24 protein-coding genes and 1 pseudogene are annotated in these 23,264 nt (G+C 63.8%); 14 read left to right on the forward strand and 11 right to left on the reverse strand.

Annotation, left to right across the window (positions count from 1 at the left end; all coding sequences use genetic code 11):
- A complete protein-coding gene (locus HK436_RS28375; RefSeq protein WP_173194954.1) occupies positions 1 to 1,800 on the reverse strand; it encodes an acyclic terpene utilization AtuA family protein in 1,800 nt (599 codons plus the stop codon).
- A gap of 40 nt (positions 1,801 to 1,840) precedes the next feature.
- Between HK436_RS28375 and HK436_RS28380 the strand changes: the two genes are divergently transcribed.
- The 8 genes and pseudogenes from HK436_RS28380 (at position 1,841) to HK436_RS28405 (ending at position 6,967) form a co-directional block, all read left to right on the forward strand.
- Positions 1,841 to 3,193 (forward strand): acyl-CoA dehydrogenase family protein, encoded by a 1,353-nt coding sequence (locus HK436_RS28380; protein WP_206680627.1) that lies wholly within the window; start codon positions 1,841 to 1,843, stop codon positions 3,191 to 3,193.
- Between the two features lie 15 nt (positions 3,194 to 3,208).
- Positions 3,209 to 3,946 carry an acyl-CoA dehydrogenase family protein gene (locus HK436_RS30770; protein ID WP_206680628.1) on the forward strand — a complete coding sequence of 246 codons (738 nt, stop codon included), beginning with the start codon at positions 3,209 to 3,211 and terminating at the stop codon, positions 3,944 to 3,946.
- On the forward strand, positions 3,913 to 4,209 hold the full coding sequence (locus HK436_RS32640) for an acyl-CoA dehydrogenase family protein (RefSeq protein ID WP_206680629.1): 297 nt from the start codon (positions 3,913 to 3,915) through the stop codon (positions 4,207 to 4,209). The genes HK436_RS30770 and HK436_RS32640 overlap by 34 nt, the downstream gene beginning before the upstream one ends.
- Positions 4,210 to 4,250: 41 nt before the next feature.
- Positions 4,251 to 4,406, forward strand: coding sequence for an acyl-CoA dehydrogenase family protein (locus HK436_RS32645; protein ID WP_312860791.1), 156 nt, complete (start codon positions 4,251 to 4,253; stop codon positions 4,404 to 4,406).
- Between the two features lie 118 nt (positions 4,407 to 4,524).
- A pseudogene (locus HK436_RS28390) lies at positions 4,525 to 5,219 on the forward strand (SDR family NAD(P)-dependent oxidoreductase).
- A gap of 44 nt (positions 5,220 to 5,263) precedes the next feature.
- A complete protein-coding gene (locus HK436_RS28395; protein ID WP_173195034.1) occupies positions 5,264 to 6,067 on the forward strand; it encodes an enoyl-CoA hydratase-related protein in 804 nt (267 codons plus the stop codon).
- 16 nt (positions 6,068 to 6,083) lie between these two features.
- The gene (locus tag HK436_RS28400; protein WP_206680633.1) at positions 6,084 to 6,569 is read left to right on the forward strand and encodes a PaaI family thioesterase; all 486 of its coding nucleotides are present in this window, start codon (positions 6,084 to 6,086) and stop codon (positions 6,567 to 6,569) included.
- Entirely contained in the window at positions 6,566 to 6,967 is a 402-nt protein-coding gene (locus tag HK436_RS28405) for a PaaI family thioesterase (RefSeq protein ID WP_173194955.1), read from the forward strand. Before HK436_RS28400 ends, HK436_RS28405 begins: the two co-directional genes overlap by 4 nt.
- A gap of 24 nt (positions 6,968 to 6,991) precedes the next feature.
- On the opposite strand, the gene HK436_RS28410 is transcribed toward HK436_RS28405, so the two are convergent.
- Positions 6,992 to 8,299 (reverse strand): TetR/AcrR family transcriptional regulator, encoded by a 1,308-nt coding sequence (locus tag HK436_RS28410; RefSeq protein ID WP_173194956.1) that lies wholly within the window; start codon positions 8,297 to 8,299, stop codon positions 6,992 to 6,994.
- Positions 8,300 to 8,412: 113 nt separating this feature from the next.
- On the opposite strand from HK436_RS28410, the gene HK436_RS28415 reads away from it, so the two are divergent.
- From HK436_RS28415 to HK436_RS28435, 5 genes are all read left to right on the forward strand, one after another.
- Positions 8,413 to 9,174, forward strand: a complete 762-nt coding sequence (locus tag HK436_RS28415; protein ID WP_173194957.1) for a glucose 1-dehydrogenase — start codon at positions 8,413 to 8,415, stop codon at positions 9,172 to 9,174.
- A 96-nt stretch (positions 9,175 to 9,270) separates the two neighbouring features.
- Entirely contained in the window at positions 9,271 to 11,208 is a 1,938-nt protein-coding gene (locus HK436_RS28420) for an AMP-binding protein (RefSeq protein ID WP_173194958.1), read from the forward strand.
- Entirely contained in the window at positions 11,205 to 12,059 is an 855-nt protein-coding gene (locus tag HK436_RS28425) for an SDR family oxidoreductase (RefSeq protein WP_173194959.1), read from the forward strand. The genes HK436_RS28420 and HK436_RS28425 overlap by 4 nt, the downstream gene beginning before the upstream one ends.
- Positions 12,043 to 12,783, forward strand: a complete 741-nt coding sequence (locus HK436_RS28430; protein ID WP_173194960.1) for a helix-turn-helix domain-containing protein — start codon at positions 12,043 to 12,045, stop codon at positions 12,781 to 12,783. Before HK436_RS28425 ends, HK436_RS28430 begins: the two co-directional genes overlap by 17 nt.
- Before the next feature lie 17 nt (positions 12,784 to 12,800).
- Positions 12,801 to 13,256: a PaaI family thioesterase gene (locus HK436_RS28435; RefSeq protein ID WP_173194961.1), complete on the forward strand. Its 456-nt coding sequence runs from the start codon at positions 12,801 to 12,803 to the stop codon at positions 13,254 to 13,256.
- 175 nt (positions 13,257 to 13,431) lie between these two features.
- Here the strand turns inward: HK436_RS28435 and HK436_RS30790 are convergent, their stop codons facing one another.
- The 4 genes from HK436_RS30790 to HK436_RS28455 all read right to left on the reverse strand — a co-directional run bounded on the left by HK436_RS30790 (position 13,432) and on the right by HK436_RS28455 (position 17,276).
- The gene (locus tag HK436_RS30790; protein WP_206680634.1) at positions 13,432 to 13,581 is read right to left on the reverse strand and encodes an AMP-binding enzyme; all 150 of its coding nucleotides are present in this window, start codon (positions 13,579 to 13,581) and stop codon (positions 13,432 to 13,434) included.
- Positions 13,582 to 13,929: 348 nt separating this feature from the next.
- The gene (locus HK436_RS28445) at positions 13,930 to 15,096 is read right to left on the reverse strand and encodes an acyl-CoA dehydrogenase family protein (protein WP_173194962.1); all 1,167 of its coding nucleotides are present in this window, start codon (positions 15,094 to 15,096) and stop codon (positions 13,930 to 13,932) included.
- Between the two features lie 15 nt (positions 15,097 to 15,111).
- A complete protein-coding gene (locus HK436_RS28450) occupies positions 15,112 to 16,350 on the reverse strand; it encodes a thiolase family protein (RefSeq protein ID WP_173194963.1) in 1,239 nt (412 codons plus the stop codon).
- A 17-nt stretch (positions 16,351 to 16,367) separates the two neighbouring features.
- Entirely contained in the window at positions 16,368 to 17,276 is a 909-nt protein-coding gene (locus HK436_RS28455) for an enoyl-CoA hydratase/isomerase family protein (protein ID WP_206680635.1), read from the reverse strand.
- Between HK436_RS28455 and HK436_RS28460 the strand changes: the two genes are divergently transcribed.
- Positions 17,269 to 18,282 (forward strand): CaiB/BaiF CoA transferase family protein, encoded by a 1,014-nt coding sequence (locus HK436_RS28460; protein WP_206680636.1) that lies wholly within the window; start codon positions 17,269 to 17,271, stop codon positions 18,280 to 18,282. The genes HK436_RS28455 and HK436_RS28460 overlap by 8 nt on opposite strands.
- Here HK436_RS28460 and HK436_RS28465 read toward each other — a convergent pair.
- The 5 genes from HK436_RS28465 to HK436_RS28485 form a co-directional block, all read right to left on the reverse strand.
- The gene (locus tag HK436_RS28465; RefSeq protein ID WP_173194964.1) at positions 18,272 to 19,177 is read right to left on the reverse strand and encodes an SDR family NAD(P)-dependent oxidoreductase; all 906 of its coding nucleotides are present in this window, start codon (positions 19,175 to 19,177) and stop codon (positions 18,272 to 18,274) included. The two genes, HK436_RS28460 and HK436_RS28465, sit on opposite strands and share 11 nt — an antisense overlap.
- 15 nt (positions 19,178 to 19,192) lie before the next feature.
- Positions 19,193 to 19,984, reverse strand: a complete 792-nt coding sequence (locus HK436_RS28470; RefSeq protein ID WP_173194965.1) for an ABC transporter ATP-binding protein — start codon at positions 19,982 to 19,984, stop codon at positions 19,193 to 19,195.
- 63 nt (positions 19,985 to 20,047) lie between these two features.
- Complete coding sequence (locus tag HK436_RS28475; protein ID WP_173195037.1) at positions 20,048 to 21,235, reverse strand: ABC transporter substrate-binding protein; 1,188 nt, start codon at positions 21,233 to 21,235, stop codon at positions 20,048 to 20,050.
- Positions 21,236 to 21,317: 82 nt separating this feature from the next.
- Entirely contained in the window at positions 21,318 to 22,370 is a 1,053-nt protein-coding gene (locus HK436_RS28480) for a branched-chain amino acid ABC transporter permease (protein WP_173194966.1), read from the reverse strand.
- A gap of 3 nt (positions 22,371 to 22,373) precedes the next feature.
- Complete coding sequence (locus tag HK436_RS28485; protein WP_173194967.1) at positions 22,374 to 23,258, reverse strand: branched-chain amino acid ABC transporter permease; 885 nt, start codon at positions 23,256 to 23,258, stop codon at positions 22,374 to 22,376.
- Positions 23,259 to 23,264 lie beyond the last annotated feature (6 nt).

The raw sequence follows: 23,264 nt of genomic DNA on the forward strand, positions 1-23,264 counted from the left end.
TCAGCTGGGGTTCGAGGCGTTCAGCCCGTCGCGCGCGGCCAGATCGGCCGGCACAGGTATTTGGATATCGAGGAGCATCTGTGCGAAGCCCTTGCCCTGCGGGTCGATCCTGACCGATGCGATGCCGCCGCCGCCCAGCGAGTCGTGCAGCAGGAAGTTCAGTGCATGAATGCCGGGCAGTTCGAACCGCTCGACCGGTCCGTTGCAGAGATGCGCAAAGTAGTCCTTCACGGTCTCTTCGGTCAGCGCCGAGCGGATATAGGGCAAATACCCCGGCTTGCGCGCGATCACGCCGATATTGGCGATGTTGCCCTTGTCGCCTGAGCGGCCCCAGGCGAGTTCGACCAGGCGCACCATCACCGCGCGGGGACCGGCCTCGCGGCCTTCCACCGCCGCCGCGGAGGAAGCATCAAGTCGCACCGCCTCGGCTGCAATGGTGACGGGCACGTCTTTGCCGTCGACCTCGACCGCGATCGGGGTGTCGGCCTTGTCCTGCAAGAAGGAGAAGAGACGGACCACCGGCTGCACCTTTGGCCGACCGGCGAAGAAACCGGTCAGCCCCTGCGCAGAGGAGACCGCCATCGGCGCGATCTCTCCGGCGAAGATGTTCAACGCATCGCGGTCATCATGGGTCACGCCGATCTTCAGCACCACCTCGCGCGTGCGGGCGCGGGCGTTGGCGCCATAGGCGGCCTCGGCGCCCAGCACCTCCACGCTGACCTGCCGGAAATCACCGAGGTTGCGGTCGCGGAAAATGCGGCGGCAGCGGGTCAGAATGGCCTCGGCAACACGTTCGGCCTTGGCAGGCGCGTCGATCGCGGCCAGCGTCAGCGTGGTGATCGCCCGCCAGCCGTCGGCATGGGTGGCCGACACCTTGTAGCTGTCGGTGCGTCCCAGCCCCCGCGCGCCCTTCACCGTCACCCGGTCGGGCCCCACCTGCTCCAGTGTCACCTGCGACCAGTCGCAGATCACATCGGGCAGGACGTAGCGCTGCGGATCGCCGATCTCGTAGAGCATCTGCTCGCCGACCGAGGCCGGCACCACCAGCCCGCCGGTATCCGGCGTCTTGGTCATGATGAAGCTGCCGTCTTCCGACACTTCGACAATCGGCATGCCCATATCGTCCCAGCCCGGCACCTCCCGCCAATCGGTGAAATTGCCGCCCGTGCCCTGCGGGCCGCATTCGATCAGGTGGCCGGCCAGCGAGCCTTGGCTGAGCTTGTCCCAATCGTCGTCTTTCCAGCCGAACTCATGCATCAGCGGCCCAAGCGCCACAGCACTGTCAGCGCAGCGGCCGGTCACCACGATCTCGGCACCCGCATCGAGGGCGGCCGCAATCGGCCGCGCGCCGAGATAGGCGTTCATGCTCATCGGCTTGGCCGGGAAAGGCGCGCCCGAAAACATCTCGGTCACGTCGCGGGCGCGGATCTCGTCCGCGCGGCCCAGCAGATCATCACCCAGCACGACGCCGATCGAAATGTCGATGCCCGCCGCCGCCGCCGCCTTGGCCAGCGCCTCGCGGCAGCCGCGCGGATTGACCCCGCCGGCATTCGCGACAACCTTGATCCCCTTGCGCTTGAGCTCTGGCAATAAAGGCGCAACTGCCTGGACAAAGTCCGGCGCATAACCCGCTTCCGGCGACTTCGTCCGCGCCCGCGCAAGCAGCGACATCGTGATCTCGGCAAGATAGTCGAAGACCAGATAATCGATGTCGCCCTTCGTCACCAGTTGGCCAACCGCCTCGGGCGTGTCGCCCCAGAACCCCGAGGCGCAGCCGATGCGCACAGTTCGCCCAGTCATCGCAACCTCCCTGTCGCCCGGTCCATTCGGGTGGACGCCGATGGCAAGCTTCCGTCTTTCCTCCCAAGCGCATGCCCAAAAAAAAGACACACGCAGCTCGACACCACTTGAAACGTTTTCTAACATATGTTTGATTTTGATCAATAGGCAAGTTGCGCAGCCATCGGGAGGATCAAAGATGAACGTCCAGGCCGGGCCAGGCATGGCCGCGCTCGCGGCCATAAAGGCCAACTATTCGCTGACGCCCGAACAACGGCAGATCGTGGATCACGTGGATCGGGTTGCGCGCGAGATTCTTCATCCATTGCAAGAGAAGATGGATGCGGAAGAATGGTGGCCCGAGGATTTGTTTCGGCAGATGGGCGAGCTCGGGCTGCTGGGCATTACCGCGCCCGAGGAGCTGGGCGGCAGCGGCCAGAACGAATTTACCCAGGCCCTGGTCTCAGAGACCATCTCGAAATGGAACCCGGCAGTCGGCCTTTCGCACGGCGCGCACGACAATCTGTGCCTCAACAACATCCTCAGGAACGGCTCGGATGAGCAGGTGCGGAAATACGTTCCCGGCCTGTGCTCGGGCGAGCTGGTCGGCGCACTTGGGCTGACCGAGCCCGGCGCGGGCTCGGACGCGCTGGGCTCGATGGCCACCAGCGCCGTGCGCGATGGCAATGATTATGTGATCAACGGCTCCAAGATCTACATTACCAACGGCCCGATCGCGGATGTCATCCTGGTTTACACAAAAACCGATAAGGCGAAGGGCGCCAAGGGCATCTCGGCTTTCATCGTGGAGACCGACAATCCGGGCTTCAAGGTGGCGCAGAAGCTCGACAAGATGGGCTTCCGTGGCTCGCCCACGGGCGAACTGGTGTTCGAGGACTGCCGCGTGCCCGCCTCGGCCATGATCGGGGCCGAGAACAGCGGCGTTTCGGTGGTGATGAGCGGGCTCGACCTGGAGCGGGCGATGGTCGCTTCGGTTTGCGTGGGGATGGCCGAAAGGGCTCTGGAGCTGGCGCTCGACTACGCCAGGATCCGCGAACAGTTCGGCAAGCCGATCGCCAGCTTTCAGATGGTGCAGTCGAAGCTCGCGGAAATCTATGTCGAGGTCGAAACCGCACGCGCCTTCGGCTATCGCGCGCTCGCGGCTTGCGTCGGCCTGCCCAAGGGCGCCGGTGGACGCGGCGAAATCCATAAGCTCACCGCCGCCGCCTGCCTTTACGCTGGCGAAGCTTTCAACAAGGCCGTGACCGAAGCGTGCCATATCCATGGCGGCTCGGGCTACATGCAGGATACCGAGATCAACCGGCTCTACCGCGCCAACAAGCTGCTGGAAATCGGTGCAGGCACCAGCGAGGTGCGAAAAATTATCATTGCCGAAGAACTGCTGCGCGCCTGAGCGAGGACACCAGCTATGAACGAGCGATTGCGTAACGTCCCCGACCTGCCGACCCATTACCTGACAGAAGAGCAGCAGGCGCTGGCCGATCAGGCCAGCAAGTTCTTCTTTTCCGAGTTTCATCACCTGAACGCCGAAATGGACGACACCGACGACCTGTCGCCCTCCATCTTTCCCAAGCTGGGCGAGATGGGCTATCTGGGCCTCAACGTGGCGCCTGAATTCGGCGGTGCGGGGCTCGATTTCACCTCGGCCTGCATCATCACCGAGGAATTGTCGCGCGCCTCGGCGGCGATCGGGCTGAGCCACGCGGCCCATGACAATCTTTGCGTCAACAACATCTACCGTAACGCCAATGACGATCTGCGGCGGAAGTATCTGCCGGGCCTCTGCGACGGCTCGCTGATCGGCGCGCTGGGCCTGACGGAGCCGGGCGCGGGATCGGATGCGCTCGGTTCGATGCGGACGACCGCCCGGAAGGACGGCGACCACTACGTGCTCAACGGCTCCAAGATCTATATCACCAACGGCCCGATCGCCGATATCGTGCTGGTCTATGCCAAGACCTCGCCCGAGAAGGGCGCCAAGGGAATTTCCGCCTTCATCGTCGAGACCGACACACCGGGCTTCAAGGTGGCGCAGAAGCTCAACAAGATGGGGTTCGCGGCTCGCCCACAGGCGAGTTGGTGTTCGAGGATTGCCGGGTGCCGGCGGCAAACATGGTGGGCAAGCTGGACGGCGGTGTGGCAGTGACCATGTCGGGGCTCGATCTTGAACGCGCCATCGTCTGCTTCAATGCGGTGGGCATCGCGCGCCGGGCATTGGAGATATCGATCGACTATGCCAAGACGCGCCAGCAGTTCGGCAAGCCGATCGCCAATTTCCAGATGGTGCAGGCCATGCTGGCCGAGATGTATACCGCGATCGAGGCCGCGCGAAGCCTGTCGCTGCGCACCGCCGCCATGTGCGAGGGTCTGGAAGAAGGCGAAGGGGGCGCGGCGAGATCCACAAGCTGACGGCCGCGGCTATTTTCAAGGCCGCGGCGGCGACCTCCTTCGTGCTGGATCGCGCGGTGCAGATTCACGGCGGATCGGGCTACATGCGCGACACCGAGGTCAACCGCCTCTATCGGACGGGCCGGGTACTCGAGGTGGGTGCGGGTACGCAGGAGGTGCGCAAACTCATCATCTCCGGCGAACTTCTGAAGAACTGAGGCCTGGTACATGGCAGAAAAACAAGTGCAGAGCCGTTACGCCCCCGACCTCATGGCAGGTCAGGTGGCTCTCGTGACCGGCTCGGGCTCCGGCATGGGCCGCGCCACAGCGCTCGAAATGGCTTCCTGCGGGGCCAGACTGGCGCTATTCGCCCGTCGCGAGGAGCCGCTTCGGGAAACCGCCGAGATGATCCGCGCGATGGGGGCGAAGCCTTCGTCGTGCCGGGCGACACTCGCGACGAGAAGAGCGTCGAGTCGGCAATGCTGAAGATCAAAGATCACTACGGTCGGCTCGACGTGCTTGTGAACAATGCCGGCGGCCAGTATATCGCCGCCGCCCGCGACATCACCAACAAAGGGTTCGAGGCGGTTATCCGCAACAATCTGATCGGCTCGTGGCAGATGACGCGCGCCGCCGCCGACCACTTCATGTTCGAGAACGGCGGCTCGATCGTATTCGTAACCGCGATCTCGACCCGCACCGCACTGACGGGCTTCGCCCATACCGTTGCCGCGCGCGCAGGCGTCACAGGCTTGATGAAGACGCTTGCCGCCGAATGGGGTGAATACCGCATCCGCCTGAACTGCGTAGCTCCCGGTACGATCAAGACAGAGGCGCTCGGCCGCTACCCGATATCGCCGGAAAAATGGCACGAGCTAAACCGGTCAGTTCTTAACCGCATGGGGGCGGCGGAAGACGTCGCGGGGACGATCATTTTTCTTGCCTCCAGGCTCGGTTCCTTCATTACCGGCGAGGATGTGTATGTGGACGGGGAGAAACCCTGCACATGGGCCACGACGCCCGCGACATGATCCATCGTGACATGTTCCAGGAGCGTCAGCGGGGGACGGAAAGAATGAGTGAATCCGTCGTCCTGCTCGAGATTGCCGATCGCATCGCAACGGTGACGCTCAACGACCCCGACAGGCGCAATCCCGTCACCGGCAATGAGATGATCGCGGGGCTGCTCGACGCGTTCGACCAGGCGCAGCGCGATCCCGGGGTGAGTGTCATGATCCTGACCGGCGCAGACCCGGCCTTCTGCGCCGGCGGCGATATCAAGGAAATGTCGGACCCCGAAAGCGTGTTCCGCAAGAATCCGCTGGCCGCGGCGGACAGCTACATCACCGGCATTCAGCGGATACCGCTCGCGCTCTACAATCTCGACATACCTACGATCGCGGCTGTCAACGGCCCGGCCGTGGGCGCGGGCTGCGACCTGACGATGATGTGCGACATGCGCATCGCATCGGAGAAGGCAAAATTCGGCGAGGTGTTCTTGAACCTCGGAATCATTCCTGGCGACGCAGGTACCTGGTTCCTACTGCGGCGGCTCGGTCACCAGAAAGCGGCCGAACTGACATTCACTGGACGGATGGTCGGGGCCGAGGAGGCGGTGGAGCTAGGAATGGTGCTTGAGGTGGTGCCGCATGGCGATCTCATGGCGCGGGCGCGGGAGCGAGCGGCCGTAATTGCGGCCAAGCCGCCCCGCGCACTGCGCGTCGCCAAGCGGCTGATGCGCAATGCCGAACGCATGGACCTGCCGGATTTCCTGAATACCGCCGCCGCGTACCAGGCACTGATGCACCAGACCAAGGACCACCACGAAGCTCTTGCCGCGTTCCTCGAGAAACGAAAACCTGCATTCTTTGGCGACTGACAGATCGGCCTTACAGTTGACCCATCCGGACCAGAAGAAACTAGATCAGATCGCCAGGATGTGGAACCATCGCGGACGTGGTCTGATTACCGAGATGAACCTGAAGATTGAAAAGGTGGCGATTGATGGCGTTCTGGTTAGGATGCCGTTCAACCCCTCTTTCTGCGCCGACGAGGTCAAAACCCTGCTGCATGGCGGGGTGTTAACGGCCCTTCTGGACAGCGTGTTCGGACTAGCGAATTTCGTGGCGATCGACGGGATCAGCAGCATGGCGACACTCGACCTCCGCGTCGACTATCTGCGCCCGGCGAAATCGCGGGCCGACGTCATGGTGCGCGCAGAATGCATTCGGCAGACCCGGCATATCGCGTTCAATTCGGGCAGGATCTGGTTCGATGAGCCGGATCAGGCCGAAGTGGCCCGTGGCGCCGCCAGTTTTGCGCTCACACGGGGCGAGGTCAGCATTTTCGATGCAATGACGCAAAGCAGGTCCTCCAAATGACGCCGGATCTCGCAACTCAGCAGCTCAGGAAAGTACCGTTCTTCCAGTTTCTCGACTTCATGATCACCGAGCTTGCTGAAACGCATGCGGCCGCGACGATGCCGTTCGCCGAACGACTGATCGGAAATCCGATCATGGAATACTACCATGGCGGAATCATCGCGAGCTTCATGGAGGCGGTCGCCGCGATCAGCGTAAGCCATGGTCCCGATCTGCAGCCACCCAAGCCGATCAATCTGACGGTTGACTACTTGCGCCCGGCGGTCAAAGGGGCCCTGATGGCCGAAGCCACAGTGACGCGGAAGGGCAAGCGCATGGCAAGCGTGCGGACGGCCTGTTGGCAGGATGACGCCTCCCGGCCGGTGGCCGAAGGGTTGTATCATTTTCTATTGGTCTGAGGCATGCTATTCTTCGCGCCCCGATTATGTGATCTTCGGGGCTGAGCCGTTGGGCGAAATACCGTCCAGCAGCATTTTGATGAGCAGATCCGTGAAAGCTGAAAGCGTATAGTATCCGCGTTGGTCGCCCTTGCCGGGATCGAACCATTCGACCGTCCAATTCAGCGCGCCCAGCATGGCCTGCCGTAGCGGAACCACCTTGATGTCGGAGCGCAAGGCTCCGGCCGTCTGCGCCTCGCGCAACAGCCGATCCCAGACCTTCGCGTATTGGTGTCGAACAGGCCGATGGCGCGAGCGGATCCCTTCCGGCAGCATCCCATAGATGCGGATGTTGGCGGAGGTAAACTCGCTGACACGGAACAAATATGCCATGTGCGTCGCGATTGCCGTCGCGATCCGGTTTCTATGATCTTCCTTGTTCGGCCATATGGCGGCGGCATGGCTGACGCCGTTCAAGAGATCACGCAGGCCCAGGTCGAGCACCTCATCGAGAATTTCCTCCTTCGAGCCGAAATGGTAGTAGACGCTGCCTGCCTCAAGGCCCGCTTCCGATGCGACACGTCGTATTGTAGCGGCCTTGTAGCCGCTCTCTCGCAAGATTCGCGCGGCCGTGCGAAGGATTTGATGGCGGGTTCGTTCGGCCTTCCCCGCTGGTTCGAGTCCATCTGTTAGGTCAAGAGATTCGACCGATTTTCTGACCGTTCCGCCACGTTTGGTGCACATGCCGTCGAGCAGCAGTTTCGACAAGCGTTCCGATAGCAGACTGACCGGATAACGTTCGCTGTCGTACCATTCCGCTGTCCAGTTCATAGCTCCGAGGATGAACTGGCTGACCAGGGTGACCGAGATGTCACCACGCAGATCGTCCTGATGGTGCTGCAAAAATGATCGCCAGAGCTGCGCATAGGCCTCTCGCAAGGGACGATGCGCTCTGCGGCGCTTGTCCGACAGCATAGGGAAGTTCCTGATATTCGCCGAAGTGAAATCACTTTCTTTCAAAAGGAAACAAAGGTGAGTGTCGACAAGCTGCGCGAACGTTTTCCGGAATGGGTCACCTTCCGCCGCCGACCGTTCGACGATCCCCCGAATTTGCTCGTAGAGTTGTCTAACCCCAATATCGAGGACCTCGTCCAGGATCTGATCCTTCGAGCCGAAATGATAGTAGATGCTACCGGCTTCCAGGTTCGCCGCCTCGGCGATCCGCCGCATGGTGGTCGCGTTGTATCCCTCTTTGCTAAATAGCTTCGCCGCCGCCAGGAGGATCGCGCGACGCGTCTGCACCGATTTCCCGTATGGCTCGTCGCCGGGGCTATGGGGGAGGATTTCTTCCATGGATCTCTCTTTCGACGCTGGACATCAGTTTATCAGTTGAGGTAATTCGAACAAGCGTTAGAATGCGCGGTCATTCCACGGTGCCTGCGACACCGGCAAAAGGAGAAACGGGAATGCGCGGACTGAAAGGCAAGAGAGTAATCGTCACGGGTGGCGGAAGCGGAATCGGGCGGGCGATCTGCACCCGCTTCGCCGAGGAAGGAGCCGAGGTTGCGGTTTTCGACCTCAATGAAGAAGGTGCCCGGCAAACCGTCGGAACGATCGAAGATGCAGGCGGCAAGGCTCGTGCTTACACCGTCGACATCACCGACCGCAAGGCAGTGGACGCCGCAGTGGCCGAGTTCGAGGCCGGCGGGCCGATCGACGTTCTCGTTAACAATGCCGGATGGGATGAGATCAAGCCGTTCCTCGAGACCGATCTTGATCTGTGGAAGAAGATCATAGACATCAACCTCTACGGCCCTCTTCATATGCATCATGCTGTTCTTCCGGGCATGGTAAGGAATGGGTCCGGCCGCGTCGTGAACATCAGTTCGGATGCGGGCCGCGTCGGCTCCTCGGGCGAGGCGGTCTATTCGGCCTGCAAAGGTGGCATCATTTCCTTTACCAAGACTGTCGCGCGGGAATTGGCCCGCAAGGGCATTCAGCTCAACGCGGTCGCGCCCGGTCCGACAGACACCCCGCTATTCGCAGAAGTCGCCAAGGGCGAAGCCGGAGAGAAGATTGCGGAAGGCCTTAAACGGGCGATCCCCATGAGACGTCTCGCCCAGCCGACGGACTATCCCGGGATTGTGTGTTTCCTCGCCTCGGACGATGCCGGATTCATAACCGGACAGGTCATTTCCGTATCGGGCGGGCTGTCAATGCACGGTTGACAGCCCGGCGGTGCTTTCCGGTTCCAAACGATGTCAAGGTTTCCTCCCCACCTGGCCGCATTCAGTGCGGCCCCTTTTTAGGTCAGAAGATCCGTAATGTTCGAGGCCGACCAAACCATCAAGGAAACAAGTACGCTCGCGGCATTCATGGACCGTTGTGGCGTTGCGAACTACGAGGAATTGGTCGAACGCGCAGACAGTGACCCGGATTGGTTCTGGACGCAGATTCTCGACCTCACCCGCATTCGATTCGCCCGCCCGTACGACCGTCTGCGCGAGATCGGCGACGGACCGGAGAACATCCGCTGGGGAATCGGCGGCGCACTGAATCTCACCGAAACCTGTCTCGACGCGCACATCGAGAAGGGGCTCGGCGATAAGACAGCGATCGACTGGGTGGGCGAAGACGGCAGCCGCCAGCAATGGAGCTATTCCCGGCTTGCCGAGGAAGCCGCGCGCGTTGCCTCCGCCCTCTCGGCGCGTGGAGTGAGGCCCAGCCAGGGCGTCGGCATCTACATGCCGATGATCCCCGAAATCGAGGCCGCGCTTCTGGGCATCGCGCGGCTGGGCGCCGTAGCGGTCCCGCTATTTTCGGGGTTTGCGCCGCATGCCATCGTCACCCGCCTGAACGACGCCCGTGCCGTTGCCGTGCTGACTGCGGATGCGACGCCCCGGCGGGGCAAGCCGGTCTGGATGGAAGCCACCCTGGCCGAGGCACTGGCGGAGGTGCCCTCGGTGCATACCGTGTTCAGCCTGCGGCGCTTCGGCGGCCCAGTGGCCGATCCGGCCCGCGATCTCGACTGGCAGGAAACCGTCGCTAAGGCCGACGCGACGCGGCCGGCGCATCCGGTGGAGACCGACGCACCGCTGCTCATCGCCTACACCTCGGGCACCACCGGCAAGCCCAAGGGGGTGGTTCACACGCATTTGGGCGTACAGGCCAAGGCCACGGCCGATTTTCTGCTGTGTCTCGATCTAAAGCCCGATGATCGGCATCTTTGGATGACGGACATGGGTTGGGTGATGGGGCCCCTCACGCTGATTTCGGTGCTGCTTGCGGGCGCCACGTTGGTGCTCGCCGAAGGAGCGCCCTCGATGCCGGGCGATCCCTTCCGCCTACTGCGGCTGGCCGCCGAGAACAAAGTTACTCATATGGGCGTTGCCCCAACGCTGGTGCGGCAATTCATGACGCAGGATCCCGCGCCGCTGCGGGGGTACGATCTTTCCGCACTGCGTATCGTCGCCTCGACCGGAGAGCCCTGGACCGAAGATGCCTGGCTTTGGCACCTGGAGCATATCTGCCGGCACCACGCGGTACCGCTCAACATTTCGGGTGGAACCGAGCTCTTCGGCGCAATTCTTTCCTCGACCGTACTGCACGAGGTGAAGCCGGGTGGCTTTTCGGGTCAGGCGCTGGGCGTCGGTGCCAAGGTGCTGCGCGTGGACGGCAGCGAGGCTGCGCCGGGCGAGGTCGGCGAATTGGTCGTCACCCGGCCGCCGATGGGGCTGACGCCGACGATCTGGGGCGACAAAAAGCGCTATCTCGACACCTACTGGTCCACGTTTCCCGGCATCTGGCGCCATGGCGACTGGGCGCGGCGCGATCCGGACGGCACCTGGTTTATCCTCGGCCGTTCCGATGACACGCTGAACATTGCCGGCAAGCGCATCGGGCCACCGGAGATCGAGGCGGCGCTGACCGAAACGGGGAAAGTTGTAGATGCAGCGGCGATACCCGTCCCCGACCCCATAAAGGGTACAACGGTGATTTGCATCTGCGTCACGGCGCCCGGTGTGACGCCCGATGACAGGCTCGTCGAGCAGCTCAAGGACCGCGTCGGCGAGGTGGTTTCGAGGCCCTTCCGCCCGAGCGAGATCCATTTCGTCGAGGCGCTGCCCAAGACCCGCAGCATGAAGACGATGCGCCGGATCGTGCGCGCCGCCTTCCTGGACGAGGATCCGGGCGACCTCTCCTCGATCAGCAATCCCGAAACGATGGAGGCCATCGCGGCCCTGAGAAAGGACAAGCCATGATCACGGTCTTCGGAGCCACGGGCACCACCGGCGCGCCACTGGTGGAAGCGCTTCTCACCAGGGGCGCGAGGCTGCGTGCCGTCACCGGCCAGCCTGCGAAGGCCACGGCGCTGGTGGCGAAGGGTTGCGATGCCGCCGTGGCGGATTTCGGCGACCGCGACGCTTTGGAACGCGCCTGCCAAGGAGCGGAGAAGGCCTATCTCGTGACGCCGCCGCATCAGGACATGCGCCGCTGGAAGGCCAATGCCATCGTCGCGGCCAAGGCGGCGGGCGTGCGCCATGTGGTCATGTCCACCGGACTCGGTGCTTCGCCCAGGGCGCGGCTGACCTTCGGGATGTGGCATTCCGAAAGCCAGGAACTGCTGAAGGACAGCGGCATGGACTGGACCTTGGTTCAGCCCACCTATTTCATGCAAAACCTTCTGTGGCAGGCTGAAAACATCGTCTCCGATGGCGTCTATTATGACGATCTGGGTGGGCCGGTGGCGTGGGTCGACGCCCGTGACATCGCCGATGTGGCGGTCGAGGCGCTGCTTGGCGCGGGCCATGCTGGCAAGGCCTATGGCCTGACGGGCGCGGAGGCGTTGACCGGCGAGGAGATCGCCTCTCTCCTCAGCGAGGCGACAGGCCGCGCGGTGACATGCGCCTCCTTGCCGCCGAATCAGGCCAAGGCGCAGATGATTGCGAACGGCATGCACCCCGACGTCGCCGCCGCCATGGTGGAGTTGGCCTCGCTCGCAGCCAAGGGCTATCTCGCCGGCATTGAGACCACGGTCAGCGAGGTGCTCGGCCGCCCGGCGCGCCGCTTCCGCGACTTTGTGGCCGGGAACAGGCATGCCTACGTCGGATAAGGCGGCGCCCGCGCCGCTTTATCTCGAGCTCGCGCCGCCGGCCGGGGCCCCCGCCCAGATCGACCATTTCTTCGTCTACTGCGATTGCGGCCTCTTGTCGGGTCCCGGCACCGGCCGCTTCGCCACCGATCTCTTTACGCTTTCCCTGACGCTGCGCGGCGGAGCCGATCGCGGCCCCCGCCCGCGCCTCGACCTCGAACCGCCCCGCCCCGCCTTCAGCCCGCGCCGCGCGCCCTTCGAGGGCGCGATCGCCGGAATGCGCCTCGACGCCGCGCCCCACCTTCTCCCCTCCGAAGGGAATCTGGACGCGCTGACCCTTGCTCTTCTGGCAGTGGCGGGGAACGGTGAGGCCTGGGCGCCGCTTGTTGCGGCACTCGACCAGCTCGCCTGCGACCTGACCTTCTCCGGCTGCCACTCCGCCCCCGCCAGCGCGCGAAGTGAACGGCGTCGCGTCCGCGCGGCCACCGGCATGTCGCGGCGGCGGCTCGCTGCCACCCGGCGTTTCCGGACCCTGCTGGACGGGCTTGCGGCGCGCGATCAGGCGTTAAGCGAACTGGCGCTCGATGCAGGGTACTACGACCAGTCGCACATGTCGGCCGTCTGCCGCGCCTTCGCCGACGCCCCACCGGGCGTGCTCCGCCGCCTTGCCCGCGCGCGGCCCTCTGGCCGTTTCTTCCAAGATCAGGGACTCGAAACCCGCCTAAGACTGCTCATCGATCCCTGACGAGGAGCAGACAGGCCATGCCCGGTTTCGAGCCGAAGAACCCCGAATTCGACGCACGCGTGCGCGACAGTTTCGGACGCCAGAAGGTGATGCACACGCTGGGCATCACCATTGCCGACCTGTCGCCCGGACGCATCGTTCTGGAGATGGCGCACAACGACGCGCTGACCCAGCAGCACGGCTTCGTTCACGCCGGCATCGTCTCGACAGCGCTCGACAGCGCTTGCGGCTACGCCGCCTTCTCGCTGATGCCGGCCGAAGCGGCGGTGCTGACCGTGGAGTTCAAAATCAACCTCCTCAACCCAGCCGACGGCGAGTGCTTCCGCTTCCAGGCCGAGGTGGTCAAACCGGGTCGCACCCTCACCATCTGCGAGGCGCGCGCCCATGCGCTGAAGGGCGGGGCGGAGAAGCTGGTCGCCACGATGACCGGTACGGTGATGGCGCTGTTCGGACGGACGGGTGTCAGCGGATAGGCGCAGTCGAGGCAGGCCTCAGCTGGCCTCGCGCTCGATCCAGGTCTCCAGGACGTGGCGCTGGATCTTGCCGCTGGTCGAGCGCGGGAAGTCTTCGCAAGCGATGAAGCGGATCTCGCGCGGCCGTTTTTAGCCGGCCAGTTGATCGCGGCAAAGCCGCTTCAGCTCGTCGGCGTCAGGGCTGCCGACGTGCCCGTGCCACGGAGGCCACCGGGCGTTCGCCCCAGCGCAGGTCCCCGGCCTTTACGACGGCGGCATCGATCACCTGCGGATTCGCCAGCAGCACCCGCTCGATCTCGGCCGGATAGACGTTCTCGCCGTCCACGGCGAGAGGCTCTTATGAGGACCCGCCTGGAGTGGCCGAGTTCTCGACTTACGGCTACATAGCCTCGGATTGAAACCCCGGATTTTATCCGCTCAAACCGCAGTGCGATAGTCGATACCCGAAAGCGCTATTCGGCTGGGCTCCGGGCCGCCAACAGTCTCGCCGAGAGGCGAACATCGATGCGGACTTCGCAATCCGCTACGGCACCGCATTTTTCGGCAGCGTAAACCGACCGTCGGCTCCGATAATCAATCCGAGCGCCCGCCTGACCCCAGAGATTTGCCGGTCTCATGACCGCCGCTGGGATGACGCTTGAGGGGCAGCTGCAGCCCCCTGTCAGGCACCGGATCAGAACGCACCGACGCCGGTGAGGTTGCGTCCGATCACCAGCTTCTGGATTTCCGTGGTGCCATCGGGGATCGGCATCACCTTGGCATTGCGGAAGTGCCGTTCTACCGGGAATTCCTTGGTGATCCCATTACCGCCGTGGATTTGCACCGCCTTCCCGGTGATCTCAACAGACATCTCTGTGGCGTACCACTTTGCCATCGAGGTCTGAGTGTCGCAGCGGACGCCAAGATCAAGAAGCTTCAACCCGCGCTGGCAGAGAAGCCGAGCAGCGTCGAGCTGGGTGGCCATGTCGGCCAGGTAGCCCTGGATCAACTGATGCCCGGCGATCGGCTTGCCGTGCTGGTGGCGGTCCTTCGCATAGGTCACCGCGCATTCCAGAGCCGCCTGGCCGATCCCGATGCTGGTGAGGCCTACGAAGACTCGCGCGCTCTCGAACAACTTCAGTGTTTGGAAGAGCCCACTGCCCGGCTGGCCCAGCACGTGGTCCGAAGTGGTTTCGGCGCGGTCGAAGAAGAGTTCGCAAGTCGAGGCGCCCACCAGGCCCAGCTTGCGCAGTTCGCGGCTTTCGTACTTGCCGGCGTCGCGGTCAACGATCACCATCGATATACCGCCGTCCAGATTGCAGACCACGATGGCGAAATCCGACTGTGCACCGTTCGAGATCCACAACTTTTGACCACTGATGAAGATTTTTTCGCCCTCGCGCGTGCCCCGACACTTCACCTCGCGTACGTTTGAGCCCACCTCTGGCTCGGAGATGCAGGTGCAGGCGATGCGCTCGCTGCGCAGAAGCGGCTTTAGATAAATCTCCTTCTGCTCGGGGCTGCCCAGAAGGCTGAGGGCGAAGGCGGCATGGCCCTGGATCAGAACGGCGATCGCCAGGTCGGGCCAGATGCGCGCCAGTTCCTCATACAGAATACCGTAGCTCATCCGGTCCATGCCTGCGCCGCCATCTTCCTCGGGGATCAAGCCGCTGATCAGTCCGAACTCCTCGACCTTGGCGAACAAGCCTTTCAGCGTGTCCGCGTCCGGCGGATGGCCCAGAGCTTCGTATTTCTCCGTCAGCGGGGCGAATTCGGCCTCGGCCATCTTGCGGAAGTTCTCCAGCAACATGCGCTGGTCGTCGGTATAGATTGCCTGAGCGGCGGCGATCACGTTTTCCATTGTTGTCTACCTGTGTTAGCGGCCCAAAATGGTGACGCAGGCGGTGGCTTCCTCGACTCCGTGCAATCCGCCACCGTTTTCGGCGATTGCGTTCTGCGCGCCCTCGACCTGACGCGCGCCGGCCTCCCCGCGCAGCTGCGTGACCAGTTCGAAAATCTGCCCGATCCCGGTGGCCCCGACCGGGTGGCCCTTGGATTCGAGCCCGCCCGAGGGGTTCACCGGGATGCGCCCGCCGATCTTCGTCTCGCCGCGCAGGCTGGCCGGGCCACCCTCTCCGAATTCGACAAACCCGAGGTTCTCGATCTGGATAACTTCGCCCACGGCGGTTGCGTCATGCACCTCGGCAACGGACATGTCCTCCGGGCCAAGTCCGGCCTGTTCATAGGCCTGAAGCGCGGCAAGGCGGGTCAGGTGGTTCTTGAAGTCCTCGGGCGGACGGTCGGTGCCGGACCGCAGGATCGCCGCCTTGACCTTGATCGCACGCGCTGGATCGAGACCCAGCCGCTTGAGTCCCTCGCCGGTGCACAGCAGGGCTGCCGCCGCGCCATCGGAGATCGGGGCGCACATCGGCAGGGTCAGCGGGTAGGAAATGGGCGGCGCGGCCAGAACCTGTTCAATGCTCATTGAATCACGGTACTGGGCCAGCGGGTTATGCGCGGAATGCGCATGGTTCTTTGCGGCGACGGCGGCGAATTGTTCCTGCGTTGTGCCGAAGGTCTTCATGTGCAGCCGCGCGAAGCCGGCATAGACATCCATGAACACGCTGTAAGGCTTGGGCGATTTCGAGCCTTCGGGTTCCTCGACCCCAGCGCCCAGATCGGCCAGGCGCTGCGCGACCTCTTCGCCGTTGCTAACATCCCAGCCGCTGTCGAAGGCCGAGAACATCAGCGCCCGGTCGTCGGAATACATCTTCTCGGCGCCGACCGCGAGGCAGCAATCGCCATTGGCCGCCTTGAGGAAGTCGATCGCCAGCTTGAACGCGGTCGAGGCGCTGGCACAGGCATTCTCGACGTTGACGACCGGGATACCCTGGATACCCATCTCGCGTAGCGCGATCTCGCCGCGGATCATGTGCTGGCGTTCCATGTGGCCTTGGACGGCGTTGGAGAAGAAGGCGCCCTCGATCCGGTTGGCCGCGAGCCCGGCATCTTCGAGCGCCGCATTGACGGCTTCGCACGTCATGTCCTTGACCGACTTGTCGCGGAACTTTCCGAACGGCGTCATCCCGACGCCAACCACGTAAATATCCTGCATCGTACTTCCCTCCGGGCTCAGTAGCCCCTGAATTGCGGTTTGCGTTTCTCGGCAAAGGCCGCGAGCCCTTCCCGGATGTCCCACGAGCGCATGTGCGCACGCAGGTTCAGCATTTCCTCGGCCAGGGCGGCGGGCTCGTCCACGTTCATCGCCCGGTTCGCCACGGCCTTCATCCGCCGCAGCACGGCGGGGCTCTTCTCGGCAAGTTTGTCAGTGAAGGCCTGCACCGTGTCGCGTAGCTCGTCATCGGGCACGACCTTGTTCACAAGCCCCCAGTCCATCATCTCGCGGGCCGAGACGTGTTCGCCCGAGAACAAGAGGTACTTGGCGCGGTTGAGCCCGATCCGGCGCGGCAGAATGGCGGCGCCGCCGGCTCCGGGGAAGACGCCGAAGTTGGAATGGGCGTCGCCGAGTTTCGCGCTTTCGGCTGCGAACACCAGATCGCAGGCCATCACCATTTCCAGGCCGCCCGCCAGGGTCAGGCCGTTAACCGCGGCGATCACCGGCTTGGGGCCGCTGCGGATGAGTCCGAAAGCGTGATCCACGCGATCGAGCAGATCCGGCTCGCCCGGCTTCAACTCGGCCTCGCTCACCTCCTTGAGATCGGCTCCGGCGCAGAAGGCGCGGCCCGAACCGGTGAGCGCCACCGCGCGCACCTCGTCGTCGGTCATCGCCTGGACAAGCGCCCCGGCCATCTCGTCGAGCATCTGCATCGACATCGCGTTCATCTGCTCGCTGCGCCGAAAGGTGATCCACTGGGTTTGCCCAACGCGTTTGACCGACACGGTCTTTCGATCTTCAGTCAACATAACCTCCTGAAGACATTGCAAAAAATGGTGATTTTTGGGGTTGATCTCCGGCGCCGCGCGCGGTGGAATGAGGGCCCGCACGCGGGCGGAACACGGATGGGAGGCGGCGATGAGCAACGCACCGCTCGAAGGGCTGAGGATCCTGAGTCTGGCCGAGCAGTTTCCGGGGCCCTATGCCACGATGCTGCTGTCGGACATGGGCGCCGAGGTGATCATGGTGGAGCGGCCGGGCATGGGCGACCCGGCGCGGCAGTTCGCGCCGCTGTTCAAGGCGCTGAACCGGGGCAAGAAGAGCGTGGCCCTGGACCTTAAGGTACCCCAAGAGCTGGCGCGGTTCCGCGAATTGGCCGCGGAGATGGACGTTATCGTTGAGGGGTTTCGCCCCGGCAAGCTCGCCGCTCTCGGGGCAGGGTTCGAGGAGGTGCGCAAGGTCAATCCGCGCCTCGTCTACGTGTCGATCTCGGGATACGGGCAGGACGGGCCCTATCGCGACCGGGCCGGCCACGATCTGAGCTACGAGGGCGTGGGCGGGCTTCTGGCCGGGCAGGCCAACGCGGGCCTGCCAAGCGAAGTGCCGCGAGTTCCCCTGGCCGATATAGGCGCGGCACTGTTCGCGGCCATCGCGGTCCTCTCGGCCACGATCTCGGCCCGGCGGACGGGGCGGGGGCGCTACGTGGACGTTTCGATGTCGGATGCCGTGGTTTCGATGCTCACCGCCTTCCTGGTACCCGAGGCCAACGGCACTCCCCTGGGCAACTTCATCGCCGAGCCGGCCTATGGCGTCTTCACCTGCGGCGACGGCAAGCTCATAACGCTTTCGATCGCGCATGAGGATTGGTTCTGGCGCCCCTTCTGCGAGGTGATCGGCAGGCCGAAGCTCGCCGGCCTGAAGGGCCGCGACCGCGCAGCACGAAAAGACGCGCTGCGCGAGGATATCGCCGCAGTGATCGTCACCCGGGCGCGCGACGCGTGGGGCCTCCTGTTCGACAAGGCCGGCGTGCCCTGGGGCCCGGTCAACAGCCTGACCGAGACCCTCGCCGATCCGCATGTTCGCGCCCGCGGACTGCTGCGGACCCTGGCGCTGCCGGACGGGGGAGCGAGACACATCTGGTTCAGCCTCTGAAGTTCGACGGGTTCGAGAGCAGCCCGAGTAGCCCGGCTCCGGAGCTTGGGGCCGATACCGACGGCGTTCTGGGGCGGGGCCGCGGATAGTGGCCCGCCTTCCCTAGGTCAGACCGCAAACGAGTATCCCCGTTGACCGGATAGGTCTGGCCGGTGATCCAGCTCGCCGCGTCCGAGCAGAGGAAGAGGATCAGGCCCGCCGGATCCTCCGGTTCACCGAGGCGACGGATCAGGTATTGCGAAAGGACCTTTTTCTCAGCGGCCTCGTCGGGGATCAGATCGGTCACCGCGGGGGTCCGTGTGCCGCCGAGGGCAACGCAGTTGGCGGTGATCCCGAAGCGGCCGCCGGCTTTGGCGATTGCGCGCATGAAGCCTGCAGCGCCGGCCTTGGCACCGGAATAGACAGCCAGGTGCGGCTCGCCGACGCGGCCGGCGTCCGAGATCACGGTGACAATCCGACCGTAACCGCCCTTGATCATGCCGGGCATGGCGTGGCGGGTGCAGTTGAGCACGCCGTCTAAGTTGGTGGCCAACCAGCGTCGCCACTCGTCGGGACCGGATTCCCAGAAAGAAACCAAATCGTCGAGGCGCGAGGTCGGGCCTGCATTGCCGGCGTTGTTCACCAGGATGTCGACCCCGCCCAGCGCCTCACGCGCCCTGGCGAACGCGCCGCCGACGGCCTCGAAATCGGAGACGTCGAAGGCCAGGGGCAGCGCCTTCGCACCGAGCGCCGCTACCTCGGATGCCACCGCTTCGGCGCGGTCGGCGTGGAAATCGTTGATCACAACGGCGCCGGCGCCGTACTGCGCCAGATAGAGGGCGACCTGGCGCCCCACGCCTTGTCCACCGCCGGTCACCAGCGCTGTCCGTCCCTTGAGGTCGAGAATGTGTTTCATGCCTCCCCCTGTTCGTCATCCGAGCCAGCGCTTGCGCCGGCGGTAGTGCTTGACCTGGCGATAACTCTTGCGTTCGCCTGAGGCGGTCACGCCGAGGTAGAATTCCTTCACGTCCTCGTTCTGGGCCAGCTTGTCGGCGCGCCCGTCGAGAACCACCCGGCCGTTCTCCAGCACATAGGCGTAATCGGCCAGTCCCAGCCCCGCGGCGCTGTTCTGCTCAACCAAAAAGAAGGTCGTGCCCTCCTCCTTCAGCCGGCTCAGCACCTCGTAGACGTCGTGGATCATCAGCGGAGCGAGGCCGAGCGAAGGCTCATCGATGGCGATGATCTTAGGCCGGGCCATCATCGCGCGGCCGATCAGAAGGAGCTGCTGTTCGCCGCCCGACATGAAGCCCGCCGTGCGGGACTTCAGGTTAGCGAGGCGCGGCATCAGCGTGTAGACGTGATCGAGCCGTCGCTTCAGCTCGGCCCGGTCAGGCACCATGTGTCCCCCGACAATCAGGTTCTGCTCCGCTGTCATGTGGCGCAGCACGCGGCGGCCTTCCATCACGTGGATGAGGCCGCGCCGCACAACCTCCGAAGCTTCCAGGTTATGGATCGGAGTGCCCTCGAGGGTGATCGCTCCGGCCGACACCTTTCCGTCTTCGGATTTCAGCGTGCCCGAGATTGCCTTGAGGATCGTGCTCTTGCCGGCGCCGTTGCCGCCAAGGAGCGCGACGCACTGCCCTTCCCGAAGGCTGAGAGAAACGCCCTTCAGCGCAAGGATGACATCGGAATAGGTAACCTCTACATTGTGAAGTTCCAGCATCGGCCGCTTGCCCCGTTCTTAGGATAGGGCCGGGCACCACGAGCGGGCGGTGCCCGGCAGGTCTCACCACTTCTCGACGTTGGGGATGGCGGCCCCGGTGGCCTCGACCACGATTTTGCCGTCGCGCACGCTGCCGACGTTGACCTGAAGTCCCTTCAGGGGGAAGGGCGCCTCAGGCGTGAAGGACAGCGTGGGAAGGAAACCGTGGGTTTCTTCTGTAGTGATCGGTTCTGCGAAAAGCGCCTCGCGCACCTTCTCGCCGGTCAGGCCCTCGGGACCGTTGGCTTCTATCGCATGTTCGATCACCGTAACGGCAAAAAGCCCTTGGGAGATGCCCATGGCAGTCACTACGTTCCAAGGTGCCTTCAGGCCGTAACTGTCGGACAGGGTCTGGTAGAACTGGCGGGGCGGCGTATCCTCGTCGGCCGCGATGGCCATGCCGTAGGCTTCGTAGTCGCCTTCAAGCTGTTCGAGGCCGCCCAGGGCCTTGCCCGAGGCGGGAAGGCCATTGTGCGAACTCATCATGATCGGCACATCGGCGCCATTGGCCTGCAGGCCGCGCTTTGCGGCAACTACGATCGAAGTGTTGGTCTGGATGATCAAGGCGTCGGCGCCCGAGCGTGCTACGCGGCGCATCTGCGCCGTCAGATCGGTCGGCTGCACTTCCGTATAGATCACCTCAACCAGTTCGATCTCGTCGGGGTGCTCTTCGGCGTATTTCTCCAGGCCCTTGACCATGTCCACATAGGCCGGCGAGGCCTCCGAGGCCATAATCGCTGCCTTGATGGGGCCATCACCGCCCCGCTTCTGGCGCAGCCAGTACAGGAAGCCCGCGCTCTCGTGTGAGTAGGTGGGACGGGGATTGAAAATCCAGGAGTCCGGTTTCCACGCATAGCCGTACGCGGCGGTGGCCATGAACATCGGGATCTTGTCCTCGGGCAGGCGCTCGGACAGTGCTGCGACGTCGGGGCCGCCGAGGCCGATTACCGCGATGGGCTCGAGTTCGGACTTGATGCCGGGCCACAGACTTGCCACCTGGGCGGCGTCATAGCGGGTCTCGTAGTTCTTGTAGTTCAGCGTCACACCCAGTTGTGCGCCGCGGGTGGCGTTCCACCAGTCGATCACCTTCTCGCGCCCCGCCGCGAGGATCGGCATGATGTCGGCATAAGGCCCCGAGAAGTCCGACAGGAGCGCCACGTTGTAGCGGGTTTCCTCCTGCGCCTTCAGCGGCAGTGCCCAGGCCAGTGCCATTGCGCCCGCCGCAAGAAGAGTGCGGCACCTCGATTTCAACGACGTTGTCATTTTCTTTCTCCCAGTTGAGGGCCGGCCCTGGTCAATAGGGGAACGGCCAGATGCGGTAAGACGACTTCAGGATGGTCCAGCGATGCATCAGTCCCTTGGGCTCGAGGATCATGAAGAGGGCAATGACCCCGCCCAGGATCACGTTCATTCCCGCGAAGACGATGTCGCCGCCGAGGAAGGTGACGCTGTCGGCAATGTTCGGCCCAACGGTTGCGATGATCTCCTGAATCACGCGGATCACGAAGACCCCGATGAGCGCACCGACGACAGAGCCCATGCCGCCAACAATAATCATCGCTATGAAGAACACCGAGTTGAACAGGGTGAACTGATCCACGCCGACGAAGCGGATCAGGTAGGCCCAGAGCCCGCCGCCCACCCCGGCGTAGAATGCGCCGATCAGGAAGGCGTTGGCCTTGGTGGCGGCGACATTGATGCCCATGATGCCGGCGGCCACGTCGTCGTCGCGGACCGCCACGAAGGCACGCCCGAAGCGCGAGCGGACGATTCCGAAGGCGCCGGCCACCATGATCGCGGCAACGAACAGCATAAGGTAGTACTGCGCGCCTTCGCTCACGATCCGCAATCCGAAAAGCGTGGCCGGCGGCACGGTCACCCCGTTCGATCCCCCAAGCCAGGACGAGGGCAGATTGAGTACCGCGAAGTGGAAGATGAATTGTGCAGCGATGGTGGTGAGCGCCAAGTAGAAGCCCTTGATCCGCGCCGCCGTCAGCCCGAAGAGGAAGCCGAAGACAGCCGCTGCGAAACCGGCGATGGGGATTGTCAGAAGGAAGGTTAGCCCGGTCTTCTCGGCCAGGATCGCAGCCGTATAGGCGCCAACTCCCATGAATGCCGCCTGACCGAGGTTGATCTGACCGGCATAGCCGGTGCAGATCTGAAGCCCCACGGCGACCACGGCGCTGATGTACATGATGTTGAGGATGGCGACGATCCGCGGCCCTACCAGATAGGGCGCCGCCAGCAGCACCGCGATGAATAGGATGAGCGAAAGCGCTTGCCAGCGGGTGCGGACCAGCCGCCGGTCGGCGCGGTAGCTGGTGGCGAAGATGCCGGAAGGATCCATCGCTCAGACCCTCTCGATGGTGCGCCAGCCGAACAGTCCGGTTGGCCGGATCAGCAGGATGCCCAGCATGATGAGGTAGGGCACGACAGTACCGAGCGCACCGCCCACCAGCGGATCGAGATAGTTGGTGGCCAAGCTTTGTGCCACGCCCACGATTACGCCGGCAAGGATTAGTCCGCCGATGGATTCGAGCCCGGCAAACAGCGCAACAGGAAGCGCGGCGAAGCCGATCTCGGAGGCAAGGAAAGTGAGCGACTTGCCGCTCAGGAAGATCATCGCACCCACCGTGGAGAGAACCGCGCCCAGGACCCAGGCGAAGGCGATCGAGCCCTTGACCGAGATCCCCATAGACGAAGCCACCACATGATCCTCGGCCACCGCCGTCATGCGCAGCCCGGCGCGGGTCCGATTGAAGAACCAGGAGAGCCCGACCGCCGCGACCACGGTGATGAGACCGCCGATCAGGAGGTTCATCGGAATCAGCATCTCTCCCAGGAACAGCGGCTTCAGAGGGAAGATCACCGGGAAGGGCCGCACCGCGGGTCCGAAAAGCAGCAGCACAATCCCGCGCAGCAATATCAACAGCCCCACGGTGACCATGACCATGGAGAATACACTTTCTCCGATCAGTTTGGTCAGGAAGATCCGCTCGATCAGGTAGCCTGCCAGCGCCGAAAGCAGCAGCGAGAGCGGGATCGCCAGCCAGAGGTCGAGACCCAGCTCGAAGGTCGTGTACCACACGATGAAGCCGCCCAGGATCACCAGTTCGCCCTGGGCGAAGTTGAACACTTTGCTGGCGCGATAGATCACCACGAACCCCATCGCGACCAGAGCATAGAGCAGCCCGATCAGGGCGCCAGTGATGATGTCGTTGATAACGTAGATCATCGTTTC

The sequence above is a fragment of the Neoaquamicrobium sediminum genome (assembly GCF_013240295.1).
In the GTDB taxonomy this organism is placed as follows: Bacteria; Pseudomonadota; Alphaproteobacteria; order Rhizobiales; family Rhizobiaceae; genus Aerobium; species Aerobium sediminum.

Coding starts and splice junctions, on each gene's coding strand:
- HK436_RS28375 (WP_173194954.1), bottom strand. CDS start 1,800: ATGACTGGGCGAACTGTGCGCATCGGCTGCGCCTCGGGGTTCTGGGGC.
- HK436_RS28380 (WP_206680627.1), top strand. CDS start 1,841: ATGGCAAGCTTCCGTCTTTCCTCCCAAGCGCATGCCCAAAAAAAAGAC.
- HK436_RS30770 (WP_206680628.1), top strand. CDS start 3,209: ATGAACGAGCGATTGCGTAACGTCCCCGACCTGCCGACCCATTACCTG.
- HK436_RS32640 (WP_206680629.1), top strand. CDS start 3,913: ATGGTGGGCAAGCTGGACGGCGGTGTGGCAGTGACCATGTCGGGGCTC.
- HK436_RS28395 (WP_173195034.1), top strand. CDS start 5,264: ATGAGTGAATCCGTCGTCCTGCTCGAGATTGCCGATCGCATCGCAACG.
- HK436_RS28405 (WP_173194955.1), top strand. CDS start 6,566: ATGACGCCGGATCTCGCAACTCAGCAGCTCAGGAAAGTACCGTTCTTC.
- HK436_RS28410 (WP_173194956.1), bottom strand. CDS start 8,299: ATGGAAGAAATCCTCCCCCATAGCCCCGGCGACGAGCCATACGGGAAA.
- HK436_RS28415 (WP_173194957.1), top strand. CDS start 8,413: ATGCGCGGACTGAAAGGCAAGAGAGTAATCGTCACGGGTGGCGGAAGC.
- HK436_RS28420 (WP_173194958.1), top strand. CDS start 9,271: ATGTTCGAGGCCGACCAAACCATCAAGGAAACAAGTACGCTCGCGGCA.
- HK436_RS28425 (WP_173194959.1), top strand. CDS start 11,205: ATGATCACGGTCTTCGGAGCCACGGGCACCACCGGCGCGCCACTGGTG.
- HK436_RS28430 (WP_173194960.1), top strand. CDS start 12,043: ATGCCTACGTCGGATAAGGCGGCGCCCGCGCCGCTTTATCTCGAGCTC.
- HK436_RS28435 (WP_173194961.1), top strand. CDS start 12,801: ATGCCCGGTTTCGAGCCGAAGAACCCCGAATTCGACGCACGCGTGCGC.
- HK436_RS28445 (WP_173194962.1), bottom strand. CDS start 15,096: ATGGAAAACGTGATCGCCGCCGCTCAGGCAATCTATACCGACGACCAG.
- HK436_RS28450 (WP_173194963.1), bottom strand. CDS start 16,350: ATGCAGGATATTTACGTGGTTGGCGTCGGGATGACGCCGTTCGGAAAG.
- HK436_RS28460 (WP_206680636.1), top strand. CDS start 17,269: ATGAGCAACGCACCGCTCGAAGGGCTGAGGATCCTGAGTCTGGCCGAG.
- HK436_RS28465 (WP_173194964.1), bottom strand. CDS start 19,177: ATGAAACACATTCTCGACCTCAAGGGACGGACAGCGCTGGTGACCGGC.
- HK436_RS28470 (WP_173194965.1), bottom strand. CDS start 19,984: ATGCTGGAACTTCACAATGTAGAGGTTACCTATTCCGATGTCATCCTT.
- HK436_RS28475 (WP_173195037.1), bottom strand. CDS start 21,235: ATGGCACTGGCCTGGGCACTGCCGCTGAAGGCGCAGGAGGAAACCCGC.
- HK436_RS28480 (WP_173194966.1), bottom strand. CDS start 22,370: ATGGATCCTTCCGGCATCTTCGCCACCAGCTACCGCGCCGACCGGCGG.
- HK436_RS28485 (WP_173194967.1), bottom strand. CDS start 23,258: ATGATCTACGTTATCAACGACATCATCACTGGCGCCCTGATCGGGCTG.